Source organism: Pseudomonas sp. B424, assembly GCF_055408345.1.
Genome location: NZ_JBUZTL010000008.1, coordinates 18421 through 35686, shown reverse-complemented (window position 1 = coordinate 35686; position 17266 = coordinate 18421). Strand labels below are relative to the sequence as shown.

The following is a 17266-nucleotide window of genomic DNA, read 5'->3' as shown; positions in this document are numbered from 1 at the left end:
ACACGTGAATAAATCAGAACTGATTCAAGCGCTCGTGGAGAAATCCGGTGTTAACAAGGTAACTGCCAGCGCAATGCTTGATGCCTTTCAAGAGATCGTAACCGACGAATTGAAAGCTAAGGGCAGTATCGCGCTGCTTGGATTTGGCACCTTCCAGGTAAAGGAGAAACCGGCAAGAGTTGGCCGTAATCCAAGTACAGGTGAAGCACTCAACATTGCGGCAAAAACTGTCCCTGTTTTCAAGCCGGGATCTGTGCTGAGTAAAGCTGTTCAGTAACCAGTACCGCCCGAGAATAAAATACCCGCCTAGTGCGGGTTTTTTTCTGGGGCAGAACTCGCAGAGCCAAAATCAGAGAAGATAAAGCAGCCTGCGGCTGGGGAGCGGGAGTAGCTGGCGGTTTACTGGTCGACTCCAAGTGCGGGCTGAAATTGCTTACGAGTGCGACAATCGCTCAAAGCAGCTCAAGTCAATGACTGGCGGCCAATACGATGCCCTGGCAAATCCCATGTACGGCCCTCCCCGAGAGCCCCGCAAACCGTGCAGGATGGCGCGTTCCTGTTGACGGTATACACCAGGCAGAAGCGGTATGTGTAACCGGCGCTACGCGGGCGACAGTGAGCCATGCGATGAAGTGCTATGACGATGCCGACGTGCTCATACGCGGCGTTTGTTTTGTTCCAAAAAAGGAGGCCTAAGAGCTTGCTTGTATACCTCTAGAGATATACAATATCTTCATTGAAGCGACTCACTGAGGATGGCGAAAATGATCATGCACCCTGATATAGGCGTTCTGAATAGCGGTAAATGTTACGTCTTTCTTGAAGGCTATGGTTTGAATCGCGAGCCTATGTTTGGCTCCTATGAGGAATGCCTAAACGCCATCGAAACGCGTGGCGGTGTTGACGCTCCCATCCCTACTGATGGTAATCACACCATGGCGGACTACAAGGCCGCACTAACTGCCATGAAGCCTATGGTGGTGGCCGTTGTTGTCGAAGTTCCACAGGCAACATCCCAAAAAGGGCGTGCAATTCGAGAATTCGTTTTGACCTTCACCGCCAAGGAACCGGCGTACTGCAATGGCCGTATGTGGGATGTCTGCACAGAGAATGTTTTCGCTTACGATCACGATGATGCCAAGCGCCAGGGTCGAGCCATGATCCGCGAGAGTGAGGGGCCTTACGGCAGAAAGGTTTCAATCACTGCTCGCCTTGCGGGCTAACCAGGAGGCCCCGATTCGTCGGGGCTACAAGGACATGGAACCGCGCACCGGCATGCACCATGCACATGAGCCGTATCCCGCTCGTTGGATTGGCGGAATAAAAGAATTAAAACCAGCTTACGGAGAACAAAAAATGGATATTCAGAACGCGCTTTGGAAGCTCAATGCATTGGCCGATTGCTCAGTGCTGGATCAAGGGTCACGCGAAGCCGCCAAGCTCGCAGCGGAAGTGCTGAACACCGTTCGTAACCTAATTGATATGGGCTCGGGCGAAGATCTTGCTGCCATTTCGACAGAGGTTCGCAACCTCGCGGATCAGGCGGCATCGGCGGAAGACAAGGCCATGCAGATAAACACGCTGGAACATGACAATGCACGTCGTGCGCAGTTGTTGGCCGAACTCCTAACGCATGTCGAAAAGCAGGACATCGAGTTGAACCCGGCAGGTGTCGACTTCGACGAACCGGCCCTTTACGGACTGGCCCGCGAATGGGCAAATCCCGTAGATCACGCAACTGCTACAGCGGCCTAGGAAAATCACATGCAATCAATTAGCGAAAAAGAAAAAAGCTTGAGAGACAATGTGGCTATGCCCCTAGCCAGTGATTGGCAGTTGATCAGCGAAAACCCATCGGTGCTTATCGAACTGAACACTGTTCTGATTCATGCGCTGCACTTCGCCAAATCCAAGGCAGACATAACTTTTGGCGAAATTGCAGAGCAGATTTTTCCAGCGTTGGCAGTTATCGATAACAAGTACCCAGGAAACGGAGTAACCGACTCAGAGGGCTACCTGACTGTCGCTCGATTCTTCGCGATCAACTATTCGCCTGCGATCTACGATTATCTGCGGTATTACGGAGCTGAGACATGACTCCAGTTTTATAGGAAATTCCGTTGTACTTTCAAGCCCGCCGCCGTGCGGGCTCAGCCCGTAAGGAAGGCGTGGTTTTCGCGCCCCATTGTCGTGAAGGATAGGGGATGGATAGCTTCGAGTATTTTAAGACGATGAAGCCACTCGCTCCAGGTTCTGAGCCTGAGATTCGGAGTGTTCCAGTGTCCTTGATAACCGTCCCTGCTGGAGCCGTGAACCGGGTAATGATTGAGCAGTTAGTCGCACAGTTCAGGGCGAATGGCCCGTCCAATGAGTTTCTCCCAGAGGTAGAGTGGGACGGGGCAAATTTTTTGCTGAGACGAGGCAAGTCACGCATCCTCGCAGCGCGCCTCGCTGGCTTGGATAGCATCCCCTGCATGGTCAAGGTGCCGCCACTCAAGTAGCAAAAATTAGTAACCCTTATTGTCTTTCTCCACAGTTGTGAAGGGAGCGAAAGGCCCGAGGTGTCGATGCTCGGCATCTTATATTCCGCCAAATGGCTATACCGGTTACAGCCCGGAAAGATTAAGGAAAATGATGAATAACACTCAAGCAATGACTGTGACTCTGGACGTCAACGCTGTTGCAGCACTGACCCGTTACCGTCAGGCACTGTCGGCATTCCAAGCGGTTGGTCATGGTGCTGACGAAGGTGCAGATCTGTTCCTGGCAGCGGAACGCGCCGCCGAGGAACTGGGCAAGCAAATTGCGGCCCTTGCGCCTGACACCACTGACAACCTCTGACCTCACGGAAATTCCCAGTACTCTCAAACCCGCCGCCGTGCGGGCTAAGCCCGTATGGGAGGCGTGGTTCTCGCGCCCCACTGTCGTGAAGGATAGGGTTTTGGGTATTCCCGTTATTGACATATTCGCAACCTATAGCTTTGCAAAAGCCCATCCCTACTGGACGGCTTTTGAAATTGTAGTGTTGGTTGCGCTGGTGTGGTTCGTGGTGTGGTTTTCGCGCAAGTTTCCAATCCACATGGGCAAGCTTCGCTTGGGAATGTTTGCAGTCTACCTCGCTGTAGCTCTGCCAATGCTTTGGGTGACATTCAAAACGGAGCCATCCCAAATGTCTCTACTCATGGATGCCGCTCACCAGGCCGAGCTAAAGCATGCCCTGGATCAGGCTTTGCCGAAGACTCCGGCCAACTAGGAAATTCGTTCAACTGCACCCCAAGCCCCGCCGTTAAACGCGGGGCCGTGGCCGTAGAAGGACGCTCATTTTCGCGTCTGAGAATCGAGGGAGTGAACATGCAATCCACTGTAGACCAGAGCCCACCGCTGAATTGGAAACCCTGCTCCCCGGAATTGCTGCAATCCGGGGTGAATTGCGTTACCGCACCTCGTTGGTCTGCTGGTCCGGTTGGACAGCATTACCATCCTCCAATTGGAGTTACTACATTGGTCGCGTACAAGGTCGGTGACTACGACATTGTGGCCGCGTTTGACCCCCAAAGCGCGATTGCTGTCCTGTGTGAGCAGACTGGCCAAGACCACAGCGAATTCGAGCTGTCGGAGGTCGAGCTGGTCAGCGACAAGCACCTCGACTCGCTTGAGGTTTTCGACCAGAGCGAGGGTAAAACCGAACGACTGGATACGTCTTTGCGGCAGGACATTGCCAAACTGACCGTGCCTACCTACCTGTACGGCTGGGAATAAGGGACAAAGACCGCGACACTACATCTGGTGTCGCCGACCAGCTGATAGAACACAACATATGGTGTTTACGCCATAAGAGGTGAAGAAGGAGACATAGCCGAAATGTTCATCGACTTCACCCAGGAAGCGGACTAGCAGGAAAAGAGCATGGCCAAGGTTGTCTATGAAGTTGCATATCGTGATCACAAGTACCTTTGGGCCTTAGGGCCTGCGCACGACATGACCGGAGGCTACGAGGATCAGGGTGATCTAGCCCTAATGTTGAAGACACCGACGAAAGCAATGGCCACCAAATGCTTGATCGGCCAAATCAAATACTGGTTCCAAATGGGCACCGAGAATGGCGGCAGGCAGCAGGTCGTTGAGCTACTTGAAACAGACCCTATGGTTCGGGCCATTTTCGAGCGACATGTAGGCATGCTCGATGACACTGATGACGAATGATAGGAAAGCAATGACCTACAAAGGCTTTCGTATCGAAAATACCCCTGCTTACATCTGGCGTATCTACTGTTGGGGTTCGCACGCTGGGCACAATCATGTGGCGTGCTGGTATGTGTTCGATACGGAAGGTAAGCGTGTCACTGGTGGCTTTACGTCGGGTAATAATACGCGCAGCGGTACGGTTGACCTCGCTCGGCGCAAGGATGCAAAGGCGTGGGTAGACGGCTATTGCGCTTACCGCGACGAGCCAGAAAACCGGCAGGTTTGTGGTAATGGCGAGGCCGTGTATGCACCAACTTACGGCCATCACTCCTGCGACACGGAACTTAAGGCGTCTTTTGATGCTGGCTACTGGGTAGCCCAAAGGTGAGCCCAGCGAGCTGCAAAAAGCGCCTATAACAAACCAGCTCCGCTCGTTGGGGCATCAAGGATAAATGGCCAGCAACGCCCAAGCCCAGTCATCGCACTGGGCTAAGGACGTATAGGGACGCCAATTCTGCGTCTGAGAAAAACGAGGGATTTATGAAGTGTATTTTCGCCGCTGCGATGGTCTTGCTCGCTACATCCGCTCAAGCGACTGAAGTTGCCAAGGTGGCTCCGCTGGTCATTGACACCATTGCTCCAAAGATGACCTCGGATAACGCTACGTGGCGAGTGAAGGTAACTGCGGGCTACATCGTGAAGCCGGGAGTAAGCGCCGACGTCGAAATAATGAATTTCGATATTCCTTCGGGGGAATGCCGATCTGGCGTGACGAAAATCGTTGCGATGAAAGGTTTCGACGCGAAGGTCACCCAGAAGTTGTGCGCGGGCGATGTCTTAGGTCAGAGCGTTATCCTCGGTTGGATGGTTGCCGACAAAGTAGACCAGGAACCGATGTCGAATATCGACTTGGTAAGCCTCAATTACGGGGAGCGGATGTACTTTAGATTCGATGGCTCCGAGCTAACCGCTGAAGCTTCGATTTACCGCATTGAAGCCAAGAAGCTCTGAAAAGTAGGACGTGTTGGTATGCAATTTTTAATGAACGCTGTTGTTTGCGCATCAATGGCCATCGGCGCCCCATGCCACACCGCCACCCCAAAAGCGGGTACCCAGTACCCTACACGCGAAGCCTGTGAAGATATGGCCTACCTCTACAACAACCAGGTGTTTCAGTTGAAGGCTGAAAAGCTCGATGCCGATGGCCAGCCTAAGAAGGTTTGGACTTACTACTGCCGAGCAGTTACGGATCAACCGTTATAGGAAACTTAGATGCTACGTCAGTTTGCTTTGGCGCTCAGGCGGTTTTTTTTGTGGATCTTAATGTCATGCGTAGCGTGCTGCGGGACGTGGGTAGGGATCTACTACTTGCTCCAAGCTGGTTCTGGATTAGCCATTTTTGGAGCAGTGGTCATTGGGCTTTTCAACCTTTTCGGGCTGATACACACGTTCAATGATTACGTGCTGGATAGATAGGAAAGGACCGAGATACTGCATCTGGTATCACGGATCAGCTGGCCGAACAACATTAGCGATGGAGCGAAATATGAGCAGCGAAAAACAAGGCAATCGAATAGCAACATCTTTGGCGGCAGCAATTATGTTGGTGATGCCTATAACAATTGGCTACTACCTTATGCTTGCCGGTTTTGGCGGGTTGGATTTGTCGCCAATCTTCATAATTTTTGGCGGTTGCTTCATCGCTATGGGAGGCAGTGCACTGCTCGCATGGGGTGCCTATAAGCTGTTTTACCAATCCGCTCCGAGTAAAGATGGCCAGCGCGGTTAGGAGAAGGCCGTGAGCAACCAACGTAAGAAGCGTAAGGTGCAGATGGCGTCGGAGCGTTTGGCAGTCGCCAACAGATGGTATTGGCGCTGGCTACCCAACCGTAGTTGGCAGGCGATCATGTTCGTGGGCCTTGGTACGGCAGCCATGATATTTTTTGTCAGTTGCGTGCGAGGTTTACCGTCTGACTTGAACATGCGGGCAGCGGTAGTGGCTTCTGTTTGGTTACTCTTTACAGCATTGGTTTACGCCAGAGACAGAGCATTGGCCCAGTTCTCCAGCCGCAGCGCTAGATCCAAGTGAGCATGTTCGCCAGAGGTTAAAAATGCATTGCAGGGTGTCTGAAAGCCTCCTAATGAACTGGCCGAGACAGATGTTGCCATGCACATTCTGCCAGGCGGACTATCCGGCTCGGCCTGACTTATGGGACTGGATCGATGTCGGCCCGTCATCACCGTGCATACCTGACATGTGTGGCAGTTGCGAGGCAGATCCGCGTCAATGGCGCGACTATGACGACCAGGACAATTAAAAGCACTCAGTTAGCAAGGAACCGTAAGCAGTGACTGCCAAGCTCAGTAAGCAGATTCAAAGGGTTCTGATAAAGCTGGGCAAGGCCGGGGCGGATAAAACACCACGCCCTGCCAATGAATAAAATCCGCTGCACCTAACTTCCCGCCCTTGCGGGATATGCCAGTAGCAGACTGGCGATTTTCGTGTCCGCATAAAGGAATGGAAAGATGATTTTCAGAGCGTTTGTTGATACCCCAAGGTCTGGCTGGCATAACTCAGCGTCCCAATGTGTTGTCTTCGTTGAAGGGTCCAATAAACAGCAAGCCGCCGAAAACTTGCGTCTGTTGCTCGCCTGTCTGTGGCAAGTAGAGGCAGACAGCATTGACTGGGAGAATCTGCAATCTGAGGACGACCTGATTTCTAATCCTCTCGCTGCGGAAGTAGACGCCGATCACAGATTGTTTGTGTCGGGTTGGCACAAAAAGCCACTTTTCGAAAACGGTGAACGAACCGTTGGGAGCCCTGTATTTCTGCTGTCGACGCAGTTGGATCGTGTGATGAAGGCGTACCTCACATTGCCTCGCGAGCATGGCTAGGGAAGACCGTATGACTCCGCAAAGTTATGTTCGAGCAACAATTCGCCATGTCGAGAACTTCGAGCCCTGCGATGACCCCGCTGACTTCTACAACGGACCGGAATTCGACAGCTTCACTGTGACAGTGGATCACGGTCCAACCGATGCCTTTTTGTCATGGTTTCACCACACAAACGAGTACGGGCTTTGCCGTATTGGCGGCACAACCGATTTTATAGACTTCGGTTCTTCCGCTTCGCTGGTCCAAGACAAGTTGATCGAACTTACCTTCGATCAATTTTTCCCTCTCTGGCTGGAGCACGCGGCAAACCTTGCGAAAGCCGACATAGCAGAGATTGCAAATACCGCCCTCGCGGGAATCTAGCAGCAAAGGGAAATCCCGCCGTACACCACCCCCTTTGATTGAGGCTACGAGCAGCACAGCGTCATCACTGATGGTGCGGGCAATCGAGTTAGTCACCTGCACTGAAGATCTCGGCGCAGGCCTGACAAAGCACCAGGTCATATCCCTGCTCAGACGGTGATCAGCTCACTATAGAGATTGATCCTGAGTGATCACCTGCTTACCAGTTGCATCATCACTGTCGCCAACAATGCTGTAACCAGCGATGGGCCATAGGGGCACGGCGCTGACTTGCCTCGTAGGAAGTAATACACGCCGCCTACCAGGACACCAAGGGGGGCTCCGATCATGAAAAAGTTAAGCAACTGTTCGAGACCAACCCACGCCCCTGCCACTGCACACAGCTTGGCATCCCCCTGCCCTACTGGAAGCCACCTGAGGGATGCGTAGCCAGCTGCTGCGCCCAAGATATGCCATTGGAGCTGATCAGGCGCTGTGAGGGCGTAGAAGAGGATTCCAGCCCACAGCAAGGGCATGGTGATGAGATCTGGGATGTACATCGTCTCGAAGTCAATTACAGCGATGATGATGAGCGCGAAGAACAAGACCAAATAAACCACAGTCTCAAATGAAAGCCCGAGGCTAACAAACAGCAGAGCACCAACGAATGCACAGAGGACCTCGATGATGAGAAACCTGAGGCTCTTGAGGTCGCGCAACTGATTCTTAAACTCTACCGAAGGACTGGGCTCATAGGGCAACTCCAAAAACTCGTGTGCATCGATCCGCCATTGGCGCTGCAGTGACAGTGGGAGCCACTTACTGACCGAGGCAACAATGGCCCCCGCCAGAACACCAACGACCATACCAATGCCCACAAGGCCAAAAACCGTCATAAAAGATTGACCACTCAGAGGTGACACTATCGGAAAGGGGGCAGCGCGCAACTGGGCAGCATATGCCTAAGGTTGCTGGGCTAGAGCAGCATTAACCTTCTCTGCATAGATTTTCTGGTTCTTAGGCGTTGGGGAGTTGTACGCCCCCACTGCCCGCCAGGTTAGGCCATGCGTTTTGATCGAGTGGGCCAAGATCCAGGCACCGACGTAAGCAGAAGTACAGGCGTCAAGTAGGTCGCTCTTCTTGATTCCGTATTTTGAAAGCGTGGGTAACCACCAATCATTGATTTGCATGAGCCCGGTATCACTTGAGCCATTCTTGTTCGTGGCTTCAGCTCGGGGGTTCATGCCTGACTCAACCTTGGCAATGGCTCTTAGCAAGTTGAGATCAACACGGTGATGAGCAGCGGCCTTGGCTATGCAGGAATCAACCTCGCCTTGGCTGGCGGCAAAAACCGAGCCGCTCGACAGCGTCATTAGAAGTAAAACCAGTCGTATCATTACCCTAATCCAATCCACTTGGTTGCTGAACGGAACCTGATTACAGGTAGCGACACCCTTGCAGAACCAAGGCTCTAGCATTTGCGGAGGCAGGGGTAATAACTACTCGCGAAGAAACGATGGAGACCCCTTGGGCGACACGGATGGAGCTGCCCGGACTGGATGTCGTTGTCCCGTTGAATGAACCGCTCACAGAAACTTGGCCTGCACTGCTGACATTACCTGTACCCGTGATACCACCCGTGAGCACGCCAGTGACCGCGATGTCGGCGCCCGTCATTGTCACATCTGTATTTTGGAGCGAGGCAAAAGCGAAAGGCTGCATGTTAGGTGCGCAGACTGGAGGGGTAACAGCTTCGCCATTAGCGAGTGATTTGGACGAAAGAAGCGTGTGACTGTTGAGTTCGTACCAACGCCCCCCGGAGCAAGACACTAATGATCCGCGAGTACTTGTGCCATATGCGCCTTCAGTTGCACATATTTGACCAACCACCGAGTTCGTAGGCAGCAACAAACCCTCGCCAGCAGAAACCTGCTTGCTGACTGTTAAACCGTCCTTCAGAACGATATGCCGTGTATCGCCCTGACGAACGAACTGGCTGAACAACGAGTCGTTGAGCGTTGCGAGAACAGCTACGTGGCCAGGACTATTTGCAGGCAATCCCAAGCTCGCAGTGGTCACATTGAAAAGGGGCCCGCGCATCGTTGCAGCAAGCATGGAATTTGTGGCGCCATACCCATCGGTAGCACCGAAGGCTGCTCCTACCATGTTGATGTCGAAATCTGACCCTGCAGGTGGGGCCGGACAGGTCGCATTGTTGACTACGCCGGTTGGCTTGAATGAGTTCATTGGCCAGCACGTGTAGACATAGGCCGCCAGTGAGCATGAGTCACCAGGACACACCCCAGTACGCTTGATGGTCACGTGAACTGATCGCCCAACTGGTGGCGTATCAGGAAATGAGTCGGCGAGAAGGGTCGCAGTTTTGAGATCCTTCACCGAAATGGTGGTGGAACCACCTGAAAAAACTGCCCACGCTGGTGGTGTCGGGTAGACACCAGGAGGGGCTGCGGTCGTATCGACCTGAGTAAATGCGGCGTCATATGTCGAGAGAGCTTTAATCACGGCTGTTCGAACGGAGATGAGGTACCTCCCCGTCGACTCAGCTGCTGCATCATTGACGAACGAGACATACTTCTGAGCGCCCAAGCTGGCAATGAAAGTCATAATTAAAATCCCGATCATGACTTGGATCAGCACGAATCCGCGTTGACCTTTATTCATCTGCGGGCGCTTCAGCATTGAGTATGTCAAGTCCGTCATTCCCTGCTCTTAGGCGCGGTTGATCGTAAAGAGGAAGGTGTTCTCATCGCCGTCTACGCAGCTCATAGCCGCAGTACCCGCGATGTATGCCAGGGTCAGGACGTTGTTAGCACCTGTCGTTTTGACTGCCTTGCCGTTGATGGAAATGGAATCAACGGTGCGTTGCAGGGAAGCAGCCAGACCAGGGCAAGCTGCATCACTGACTTTTGCGAAGGTCAAAGAGAACGTCGCGCCAGTTGTAGCCAACAGCACGGTACCGGCGTCACCACCACCGAGACCGTGACGTACTACTGTTTCACCGCTGCCTTGGCCAGCAACATCACCCACCTGCAGACTGGTACCCTTTACAGCACGGGCAAAAGTGATTTGGCTCAGGCCGGTGTAAGGAGTTGTACCGTTGTCGGCAGTACTTACTTTGGTGCGGGAAATAAAGGTCTGAACTGCTTCAGCAACCGAGGGAATGGCGCCCTCTACCAACATAGCCTTGATCTTAGGGAAGCCCCATACAGACAAGATGGTGACGATCATGATGCCGATGCCGATTGACAGCAGGTAGTTACCTTTTTGTTTTTTTGCTTTGTTAAAAGTTTTCATGCTCAGTACAACTCCATTTTTAGTGATTAGCTTTTTTCAGTTTTTAAATCAAGACAGGAACATCTGCAGAGCCCGTCTTAAATCGTCAATGACAGTCATGTGCCACATCATTAGATAGCCCGATACCAGAATCGCTGAAATCATAAGACTCCATGCAAGAATCGCGGCCTGCTTTGTAATCCTTTTCAGGACTCGATCTTTCAATCGTTCTTTTACAACCTGAAGCGCTTCACTAAGACCACGCGACTCAACAAGATCTGCAATGTACCACTGCATCTTTTGATCCATGATTCCAGTAGTGAAGATCTCTGGCCCAACTCTGCCGCGTGAAACATACGAGAGAATTTGATCCAGGTGATATTTCTTCCAACGTGAAGCTCCTTTCAATTGCATTTCAATTGCGAGCTTCAGGTTGAGAGCTGTTTTGTCGCCTTCGCGTACCAACGCGGCAAGCGTTGACAAAAAACGGATGTTTTGAAAATCCCTGTAAAGAGCCCAGAAAACTCCATACTTATCTAAGTAAAGCCTAGGCTTACCTGTCACGAAAGAGAGTGACCACATAATTACGGCAACTACTGCCACTGTGACCATCACTATCATTGATGTCGAGCTTTTCACAAACTCTGCAAATCCGACCAAGTCCTTTGCATTTTTTGGATAAAATTCGTATGGAAGCATGGAAAAAGCTTCAGTGATTTTTGGCACTGTATAAATGGGCATCGCAATGACTGTAATCATTGTCATGCCCAAGCACACAAGAGAGGCAAGCATAGTCACGAAAATGATCATTCGTGCTTTCGAGAGCAGCTCACTATTTTCTGCCAGATCTCGAAGTGCGTTCTCCAAGGCCCGCTCACCACCACTGCGCAGCAAAGTATCAAGTACAGCTACGTCTTCATCGGGCAATGTACCTGCGAAAGTTTTCTGAAGACTTCCGCCTCCATCAGTATATTGCTTCGACCAGTGCTGGGAAAGCTTACCGCGAGCACTTTTCCCGTAACGGACTACATCACTGTCAAAAATGTTGACCAGTGACTTTCTACCCAAGGTTCCAGCAATTGTATCAGCTAGGTAAAGGTAATAATCGCTTCGATTGCCCGCGAAAATAAACGCCGCAATTTTTGCGTCAATAGTCATCCCAGAGTTTGTATGGGAACCAATCCAGCTTGATAGCGTTGACTTCCAACGATCAATCTTAGCGGTTAAATTCATTACTGGGCACTACCCTTTTTCTTAATGCGCTCAAACGTATCGAACGACATAGTTTTTTGCTCAATATCACGAGGGTCCAGTTGGCCCTGCAATGCTTTATATAGAGCACAGTCCATCAACGACTTATTGGTCATATCAGGATCACTGATAGGGGTTTTTGGTAATTGCTCACAATACTCTTGTAGGCCTAGCGTATCGCTTTCACGGATGTATCGCAGGATTGCTCGATCTACTTGAGGCTCAAGCATTGCGGCCACTGCTGTACGCCCTTGATAGCCGTTGAGCTGGGGCAAATCAGTGCGAGCACATTTATTACAGCCATCATCGGACTTAATTTTCAGTTTTGTCGTGTCAATGCAAAACAAACGCTCAAGCCGTTCGATGTATTCATGCCAGTACTTCGCGTCATGATAAATACCGCGACGATCATAGCCGCCAGCCTTGGCAAGACTCGACAGAGGTTGGGCGCAACCTTCACACAAAACAGGAAGCAGCGCTTGGTAAACGAGGAGATTCAAAATACCAGGTGATGCAAGAAAATCGACCGGTATCCCAATTGCCTTTGATGCAAGACGCTCAGGGATTTGAACATTCGATTTTGCGTGTAACGTGCAATAAAGGTTAGTACCCGAACCTGTAATATCTACCAGGGCATCACCAGTTTGCGTATCACGGATCTCTCCAAGCAAAATATCATTGCCCGCAGAACGCTTGAATGTTTTCAGCTTAGACGTAAAGGCGTGATCATCATTTCCGTCTAGTGATCGGACAACGGTGCACTGCAGTGCAGGTGGGATCAGATACTCAACCGGATCTTCCAGGGTCAAGATTTTTCTTGACGGTGGGATCATCGAAAGCAATTCAGCTAGGGTTGTCGACTTACCAGAGTTAACCACCCCTGCTATTACAATTGCCCCACCCTCTGCTGTTTGTGCACGCAGAAACATCTCAATCTGAGTGGGCAGAAAGCCTTGCGATTCAAGTGATCTACGCTCGGTCAGTTGATCCATCTTGAGCAACCGCAGTGTAACTGAAACCCCTCGATCAGTTGCCAAGGCTGCCCAGCGGCACATGATGTTTTGGCTACCGATTTTCAGGTTCAATCGGCATTGCCCTTCAGTAGTATTCGCGAAGACTGCTGCGCCACCTCCAGCACCACTCTGCCATGCAACGTTAAGCAATTCTTCCAAGCGTTCTGTTTGCATTTTCCATTGCTGTGGCGCTGTGTACTGTCCATCTATAGTGAAGTGCACTTGCGAGTATGGTTGACCTTGAGAGACGTTCATATGAACGTCAGAGGCACCATTGTTTATCCCGTAACGAACAATATCAACAAAAGCAGAAAAATGACCCGACTTATCGTTTTCAGCTGAAACCTCAATGAAGTTGTTAGCCTCACCTTGACTCAAAGACAACAGCAAGTATGGAGACACAGTGACTATCTGAAGTGTCTCTTTATTTGCTCCAGCTGTAATGCACTTTTCCTGCACTGCATTGAGCATGTCACTATTTTTATAATCTGATAGTGTCAAAACTGCCCAATGCCCTTCAGTAGTTTGGACTGGGCAAACTTTACTGGCAAAGTGATCACCAACTATATCAGCGCGGCGCTTTGAAATAGTCGAACCCAACTGAACAGTCAGCTCAGAAAGAGAGTTATAGACAACGCTCTTGTCATCATTGACGCCAGGAGCTGAAACAAATTTCAGCTCTGGTGAAGCCTGCTTGCCAATCATGCTGACGAAAGACGTGCTAGACATAATCGCTCCTACAAGCCTGATTTGTTCAAACAAACGCTGCGAAGCGTCTTTGTAGCATCAGTGATTTTAACGCAGGGCGCTTCAATACCGACTAACCGATATGGATAGTCAGAGTTCATACCCAATGGCGCGGCATGGCCTCGTTTGAACCGCACTTTGGCACCATTGATCATTACGTCTGCCAAAAGGTTATTTCCCAAACCAAAGATTCCTACCACATCCATCTGGACTGGAACTACAACAGGTACAGGCTCTGCTTCACTTTCACTTTTTTGCTGTTGCTGAATGTCTGATTGATTTAACGAGGTAGCAGAAGGCCCCCCAAGACGAGCGTTGATCTCATCCAGCATTTTTTGCTCGGCCACAACTGCGCGATTCGCATCAATCAATAACATGCCGTTGACAGTATTTTCCATAACGGCATTGAATCGTTGAATTTCTTGGCCGTCGTTGGCACTCACGGAAAAGGAAGCCGAAACTCCAAATACCAAAGTGAAGAGTTTCCATTTACTAACGGACATAGAATTCACCTGTTAATTCGGCAGTAAACATACTGCTTCTCAACGTAGGAGCCGAGCCCAGGCCCTCTACGACAAAACGCATATTTTTTAAAGCGGTCTCATTGATTAGCGGAAGAACCACAAAAGATCTCAACGGCCCGACCACCTTGAAGGTTTGTGTTTTTGGCAACTCAATCCCACCGGAATTGTCTTCCGGGTATGGCACTGGAACCATATTCGAACCTTGTTCAGTCTTCACGAACACCTGAGGCTGTGTGATATTCACTAAGCTTGGAGGTGATAGTTCAACATTGCTAAAAGCTGGCAATGTTCTCTGTAACCGGCTTATGTATTGGACACTGAAATCTGACACATCTTTTAGATGAGCCCTGTCAAACTCAATCCGGCTTACAGGAACCTTCCACTCTCCCACTGCATTCGTCAGACCGTCCCATTTGGCAACCCAACTATTAGGCTTACCCATTTGGAAACCCATGTTGCTTGTATTTACCGAAGCCTCATACCGGGCATTACAACTCCACCCGCTAATCACTGCAGCGCAATTGACTTCGGCAAGCTTCCACCCATTTATTGTCATAGGTGTTTGACCAAGCTCATTGAAGATTTTTTTTAATCCGGCTTCTCCATCGATCTGGATAGAGGCTGCCCATTGATCAAGAACAATTTTCCATTCAGCATGTGCATCGAAGGTTTGCTCGTTCTCTAATGCACGAGCTTGGTTTCGCTTGTACTTCTTATATTGGTCGAAAGAAGTATCAGCGATGAGCAGACAAACCAAAATTGCCAACCCGACTTTTAAACCAGTCGGGACTTTCTGAAGTCCAGAACGCACTGGAGCTAAAAGTGACTTTGAGTTCAGGTATTGTTGGGTTTCAAAATCGCCAGAAATTACAACGGCTTGTTTGTGACGGCCCTTAATTTCAGTCACCAGCGCGACTGAATCTTCAAGCGATAGTAAAACATCTGTGTCGCTGAGGATTACGCCATCATGTGCAGCAACAACCCAAACACGACCGTCTTCCATGTCAAGGGTGGTGACAATGATTCCGCTTTGATGAGCCTGTGCGAAAACCGCTGCCGCCGAGTAGAACTTACGCCCTTTCTCTTTAACCCTTTCACTGTCTAGCTTCGTCGTACCAACAGCAGCAGAATGCTTACCAGCTGCTACAAAGTGAGTAGCTTTTGTAGAAACAGCGAGTTTTTCAGACTGTCCAGCTAGATTCGAACCGATCAACGGTTTCCAGGTGATACCTCCAAAAACAATTGACGTTTGTTTGTCGACATCAAGAATAAATTGGGCAGTCATCTTTTACTTCTCTCTTACCAATGCGGTAAGAACAAAGACTGTTACACGATCAGTTTGATTCGCGATGTCTGATCCCCCGAATAGAAGCGGAGCATTTCGATCAGTTCTGCGCTCGTCGTAATTTGCAAGGTTTGCCGTCGATGCGCTGATGACGTATGGCTGCCCACTGCGGAGTATTGCTGAACGAACCAGGACGTCACTCACGGAGCTTGGCGATTGAACATAGCTACCATCCGGCAGTACTTGCTTTTCAAATACTGGGGTTGGCGTGTTGTCATATTTGATGGCCATGTTGATGTCGCCATCAGAGTACGCGTAGGGAATCACAGTGATGATTCGACCAGATACCTCTTCAGCTTGGGTGACGGTTACCGTTGGCTGCGTTGCATCTGAACTGCTGGCCGTTTGCTCAAGCTTGTCGATGTACTTCTGACGCTGTGGGCGACCGGAGGTGGCTGGGAGCCCGTTGATTGCGCCAAAGGTATTCATCTTCTGGTCAACGATCTTGCCGAGCTTGCTCAGGGCCTGCATGCTGACTGAGGACCCTTTCCACTGGCCTGACCCAACAGATGCGCCGAGAGATAAAGCCGCACCCTCTTGCTCCAGCAAAGAGTTCAGACCGTTGATGTCTACTCCATTGCCAGCACCAGCACTTCCAAAGAGAACATTCCAGTTCAGCGAACCTTGGGCGCTTGTTTTGCGCTCGACAGTGATCTCCTCGAAAACCAAGTCAATACGTCGCGAGCGCATCTTGTTTTCTTGATTGATGAACTTCTCGATCTGGTCCAGCGAAGACTTGATGTCGGTGACAATCATCAGCCCACCAGAACCAGCAGCAACCTTGCCGGACCGCGTCATGAACTGAGTCACACGAGCGATCATGCCTTCAATAGGGCCTTCTTTTTGCCCAGCTACATCGATACTGGCTCTGGACTTGCTGTTGAGCCCACTGCTTCCTGCGTTATCTACGCCACCACTGAGATCGATGGACATTTCTGAGCTTGCGGCCATCTCGGCCCCGCGGATTTCAAACATCCGGGTTTCGGTGCGGTAAAAGACAATCGCCGACAAGTCGGAGTCGTATTTCCAATACACACCCAAACGCATTGCGATTGCGTCGAGAGTCGTGGCCAAAGGCACGCTGCCAACCTGAGCAACCTGTTTGGTTTGATTGGCCTTAACGTGTGAGGTTTGATACTGGGGGGTAATCGGAGCTTGGTATGCGCCCGCACCAGGTAGTGGTGAGTCGAGAGCAATAATGCTGGTACTGGCAGTCATGGGTGCGCTCATACCTATGGGCCCACCTTGTGCGTTTTGCTTGCCGTCTAACCGAGGCCCAAAGTCCTCCAGCGGCAGTAATGCATCCGGCATTACCTTGACCAGAATCCCCGTTGCATCGGTGATGCGCGAAGCAATGGTGATCAGGTCAGCATCTTCTCGGTACATCATTGTGGCGTTAACAGTGCCACGTAATGGTGCCGGCAATGTCACAGCACGTGACAACGGAATAGCTTTACCTGTGATGTACGGGCGATTTACATCCTGCGCTGCCCGTTTTGCATCCAGGGTTACCGAACTCATGTTGCGGGCAACGTGATCCTTTGTTGAGTTGCCAACATCGGCCTCAAGCCCATCAATACGATCTTTGTCTTTGTAGGTCGAGCAACCAGATGCCAATGCAACAGACAGAGCCAGCACAGCGGGTATGAAATTGAATTTTTTCACAGGG

Annotated in this window: 24 protein-coding genes; 15 read left to right on the top strand and 9 right to left on the bottom strand. The window is 50.8% G+C overall.

Translation table 11 applies throughout. The annotated features are described in order from the left end of the window. Window positions 1-4 precede the first annotated feature (4 nt). The 15 genes from ACZRMS_RS11720 to ACZRMS_RS11650 all read left to right on the top strand — a co-directional run bounded on the left by ACZRMS_RS11720 (window position 5) and on the right by ACZRMS_RS11650 (window position 7444). The gene (locus ACZRMS_RS11720; RefSeq protein WP_463995469.1) at window positions 5-277 is read left to right on the top strand and encodes an HU family DNA-binding protein; all 273 of its coding nucleotides are present in this window, start codon (window positions 5-7) and stop codon (window positions 275-277) included. Window positions 278-764: 487 nt separating this feature from the next. Further along, window positions 765-1223: a hypothetical protein gene (locus tag ACZRMS_RS11715; RefSeq protein ID WP_463995468.1), complete on the top strand. Its 459-nt coding sequence runs from the start codon at window positions 765-767 to the stop codon at window positions 1221-1223. Window positions 1224-1257: 34 nt separating this feature from the next. Then, window positions 1258-1755 (top strand): hypothetical protein, encoded by a 498-nt coding sequence (locus ACZRMS_RS11710; RefSeq protein WP_463995467.1) that lies wholly within the window; start codon window positions 1258-1260, stop codon window positions 1753-1755. 9 nt (window positions 1756-1764) lie between these two features. Then, the gene (locus ACZRMS_RS11705; RefSeq protein ID WP_326427774.1) at window positions 1765-2097 is read left to right on the top strand and encodes a hypothetical protein; all 333 of its coding nucleotides are present in this window, start codon (window positions 1765-1767) and stop codon (window positions 2095-2097) included. 537 nt (window positions 2098-2634) lie between these two features. Beyond that, window positions 2635-2841, top strand: coding sequence for a hypothetical protein (locus ACZRMS_RS11700; protein ID WP_326427775.1), 207 nt, complete (start codon window positions 2635-2637; stop codon window positions 2839-2841). Between the two features lie 100 nt (window positions 2842-2941). Further along, complete coding sequence (locus ACZRMS_RS11695; protein ID WP_326427776.1) at window positions 2942-3253, top strand: hypothetical protein; 312 nt, start codon at window positions 2942-2944, stop codon at window positions 3251-3253. Between the two features lie 248 nt (window positions 3254-3501). Then, the gene (locus ACZRMS_RS11690) at window positions 3502-3759 is read left to right on the top strand and encodes a hypothetical protein (RefSeq protein ID WP_463993397.1); all 258 of its coding nucleotides are present in this window, start codon (window positions 3502-3504) and stop codon (window positions 3757-3759) included. 147 nt (window positions 3760-3906) lie between these two features. Beyond that, window positions 3907-4203, top strand: coding sequence for a hypothetical protein (locus tag ACZRMS_RS11685; protein ID WP_463995466.1), 297 nt, complete (start codon window positions 3907-3909; stop codon window positions 4201-4203). A gap of 10 nt (window positions 4204-4213) precedes the next feature. Next, a complete protein-coding gene (locus tag ACZRMS_RS11680; RefSeq protein WP_463995465.1) occupies window positions 4214-4573 on the top strand; it encodes a hypothetical protein in 360 nt (119 codons plus the stop codon). A gap of 152 nt (window positions 4574-4725) precedes the next feature. Then, window positions 4726-5196: a hypothetical protein gene (locus ACZRMS_RS11675; protein ID WP_463995464.1), complete on the top strand. Its 471-nt coding sequence runs from the start codon at window positions 4726-4728 to the stop codon at window positions 5194-5196. An 18-nt stretch (window positions 5197-5214) separates the two neighbouring features. Continuing rightward, window positions 5215-5448, top strand: coding sequence for a hypothetical protein (locus tag ACZRMS_RS11670; RefSeq protein ID WP_463995463.1), 234 nt, complete (start codon window positions 5215-5217; stop codon window positions 5446-5448). A gap of 283 nt (window positions 5449-5731) precedes the next feature. Next, a complete protein-coding gene (locus ACZRMS_RS11665; RefSeq protein WP_169872968.1) occupies window positions 5732-5974 on the top strand; it encodes a hypothetical protein in 243 nt (80 codons plus the stop codon). A gap of 9 nt (window positions 5975-5983) precedes the next feature. Further along, window positions 5984-6274, top strand: a complete 291-nt coding sequence (locus tag ACZRMS_RS11660) for a hypothetical protein (protein ID WP_169872969.1) — start codon at window positions 5984-5986, stop codon at window positions 6272-6274. 437 nt (window positions 6275-6711) lie between these two features. Next, window positions 6712-7080, top strand: a complete 369-nt coding sequence (locus ACZRMS_RS11655) for a hypothetical protein (RefSeq protein WP_169872970.1) — start codon at window positions 6712-6714, stop codon at window positions 7078-7080. Between the two features lie 10 nt (window positions 7081-7090). Next, window positions 7091-7444 (top strand): hypothetical protein, encoded by a 354-nt coding sequence (locus tag ACZRMS_RS11650; RefSeq protein WP_169872971.1) that lies wholly within the window; start codon window positions 7091-7093, stop codon window positions 7442-7444. 191 nt (window positions 7445-7635) lie between these two features. Here the strand turns inward: ACZRMS_RS11650 and ACZRMS_RS11645 are convergent, their stop codons facing one another. The 9 genes from ACZRMS_RS11645 to ACZRMS_RS11605 form a co-directional block, all read right to left on the bottom strand. Continuing rightward, a complete protein-coding gene (locus ACZRMS_RS11645; protein ID WP_169872972.1) occupies window positions 7636-8319 on the bottom strand; it encodes a prepilin peptidase in 684 nt (227 codons plus the stop codon). 66 nt (window positions 8320-8385) lie between these two features. Continuing rightward, a complete protein-coding gene (locus ACZRMS_RS11640; protein WP_262384474.1) occupies window positions 8386-8820 on the bottom strand; it encodes a lytic transglycosylase domain-containing protein in 435 nt (144 codons plus the stop codon). Between the two features lie 40 nt (window positions 8821-8860). Next, window positions 8861-10144: a pilus assembly FimT family protein gene (locus ACZRMS_RS11635; RefSeq protein ID WP_169872973.1), complete on the bottom strand. Its 1284-nt coding sequence runs from the start codon at window positions 10142-10144 to the stop codon at window positions 8861-8863. 9 nt (window positions 10145-10153) lie between these two features. Further along, window positions 10154-10738, bottom strand: a complete 585-nt coding sequence (locus ACZRMS_RS11630; protein WP_169872974.1) for a type 4 pilus major pilin — start codon at window positions 10736-10738, stop codon at window positions 10154-10156. 48 nt (window positions 10739-10786) lie between these two features. After that, a complete protein-coding gene (locus ACZRMS_RS11625; RefSeq protein WP_463993415.1) occupies window positions 10787-11950 on the bottom strand; it encodes a hypothetical protein in 1164 nt (387 codons plus the stop codon). Then, window positions 11950-13710, bottom strand: a complete 1761-nt coding sequence (locus tag ACZRMS_RS11620; RefSeq protein WP_463993416.1) for an ATPase, T2SS/T4P/T4SS family — start codon at window positions 13708-13710, stop codon at window positions 11950-11952. Before ACZRMS_RS11620 ends, ACZRMS_RS11625 begins: the two co-directional genes overlap by 1 nt. An 8-nt stretch (window positions 13711-13718) precedes the next feature. Continuing rightward, window positions 13719-14231: a hypothetical protein gene (locus ACZRMS_RS11615; protein WP_463993417.1), complete on the bottom strand. Its 513-nt coding sequence runs from the start codon at window positions 14229-14231 to the stop codon at window positions 13719-13721. Next, entirely contained in the window at window positions 14221-15537 is a 1317-nt protein-coding gene (pilO2, locus tag ACZRMS_RS11610; RefSeq protein ID WP_463995462.1) for a type 4b pilus protein PilO2, read from the bottom strand. The genes ACZRMS_RS11615 and pilO2 overlap by 11 nt, the downstream gene beginning before the upstream one ends. A 3-nt stretch (window positions 15538-15540) precedes the next feature. Then, the gene (locus ACZRMS_RS11605; protein WP_463995461.1) at window positions 15541-17262 is read right to left on the bottom strand and encodes a hypothetical protein; all 1722 of its coding nucleotides are present in this window, start codon (window positions 17260-17262) and stop codon (window positions 15541-15543) included. Window positions 17263-17266: the final 4 nt, after the last annotated feature.

What these genes read in the sequence shown, in the direction of transcription:
- ACZRMS_RS11665 (WP_169872968.1), top strand. Translation starts at nt 5,732, where the DNA reads ATGAGCAGCGAAAAACAAGGCAATCGAATAGCAACATCTTTGGCGGCA.
- ACZRMS_RS11715 (WP_463995468.1), top strand. Translation starts at nt 765, where the DNA reads ATGATCATGCACCCTGATATAGGCGTTCTGAATAGCGGTAAATGTTAC.
- ACZRMS_RS11710 (WP_463995467.1), top strand. Translation starts at nt 1,258, where the DNA reads ATGGAACCGCGCACCGGCATGCACCATGCACATGAGCCGTATCCCGCT.
- ACZRMS_RS11700 (WP_326427775.1), top strand. Translation starts at nt 2,635, where the DNA reads ATGAATAACACTCAAGCAATGACTGTGACTCTGGACGTCAACGCTGTT.
- ACZRMS_RS11670 (WP_463995463.1), top strand. Translation starts at nt 5,215, where the DNA reads ATGCAATTTTTAATGAACGCTGTTGTTTGCGCATCAATGGCCATCGGC.
- ACZRMS_RS11645 (WP_169872972.1), bottom strand. Translation starts at nt 8,319, where the DNA reads ATGACGGTTTTTGGCCTTGTGGGCATTGGTATGGTCGTTGGTGTTCTG.
- ACZRMS_RS11630 (WP_169872974.1), bottom strand. Translation starts at nt 10,738, where the DNA reads ATGAAAACTTTTAACAAAGCAAAAAAACAAAAAGGTAACTACCTGCTG.
- ACZRMS_RS11620 (WP_463993416.1), bottom strand. Translation starts at nt 13,710, where the DNA reads ATGTCTAGCACGTCTTTCGTCAGCATGATTGGCAAGCAGGCTTCACCA.
- ACZRMS_RS11650 (WP_169872971.1), top strand. Translation starts at nt 7,091, where the DNA reads ATGACTCCGCAAAGTTATGTTCGAGCAACAATTCGCCATGTCGAGAAC.
- ACZRMS_RS11625 (WP_463993415.1), bottom strand. Translation starts at nt 11,950, where the DNA reads ATGAATTTAACCGCTAAGATTGATCGTTGGAAGTCAACGCTATCAAGC.
- ACZRMS_RS11615 (WP_463993417.1), bottom strand. Translation starts at nt 14,231, where the DNA reads ATGTCCGTTAGTAAATGGAAACTCTTCACTTTGGTATTTGGAGTTTCG.
- ACZRMS_RS11635 (WP_169872973.1), bottom strand. Translation starts at nt 10,144, where the DNA reads ATGACGGACTTGACATACTCAATGCTGAAGCGCCCGCAGATGAATAAA.
- ACZRMS_RS11685 (WP_463995466.1), top strand. Translation starts at nt 3,907, where the DNA reads ATGGCCAAGGTTGTCTATGAAGTTGCATATCGTGATCACAAGTACCTT.
- ACZRMS_RS11680 (WP_463995465.1), top strand. Translation starts at nt 4,214, where the DNA reads ATGACCTACAAAGGCTTTCGTATCGAAAATACCCCTGCTTACATCTGG.
- ACZRMS_RS11640 (WP_262384474.1), bottom strand. Translation starts at nt 8,820, where the DNA reads ATGATACGACTGGTTTTACTTCTAATGACGCTGTCGAGCGGCTCGGTT.
- ACZRMS_RS11655 (WP_169872970.1), top strand. Translation starts at nt 6,712, where the DNA reads ATGATTTTCAGAGCGTTTGTTGATACCCCAAGGTCTGGCTGGCATAAC.
- ACZRMS_RS11675 (WP_463995464.1), top strand. Translation starts at nt 4,726, where the DNA reads ATGAAGTGTATTTTCGCCGCTGCGATGGTCTTGCTCGCTACATCCGCT.
- pilO2 (WP_463995462.1), bottom strand. Translation starts at nt 15,537, where the DNA reads ATGACTGCCCAATTTATTCTTGATGTCGACAAACAAACGTCAATTGTT.
- ACZRMS_RS11705 (WP_326427774.1), top strand. Translation starts at nt 1,765, where the DNA reads ATGCAATCAATTAGCGAAAAAGAAAAAAGCTTGAGAGACAATGTGGCT.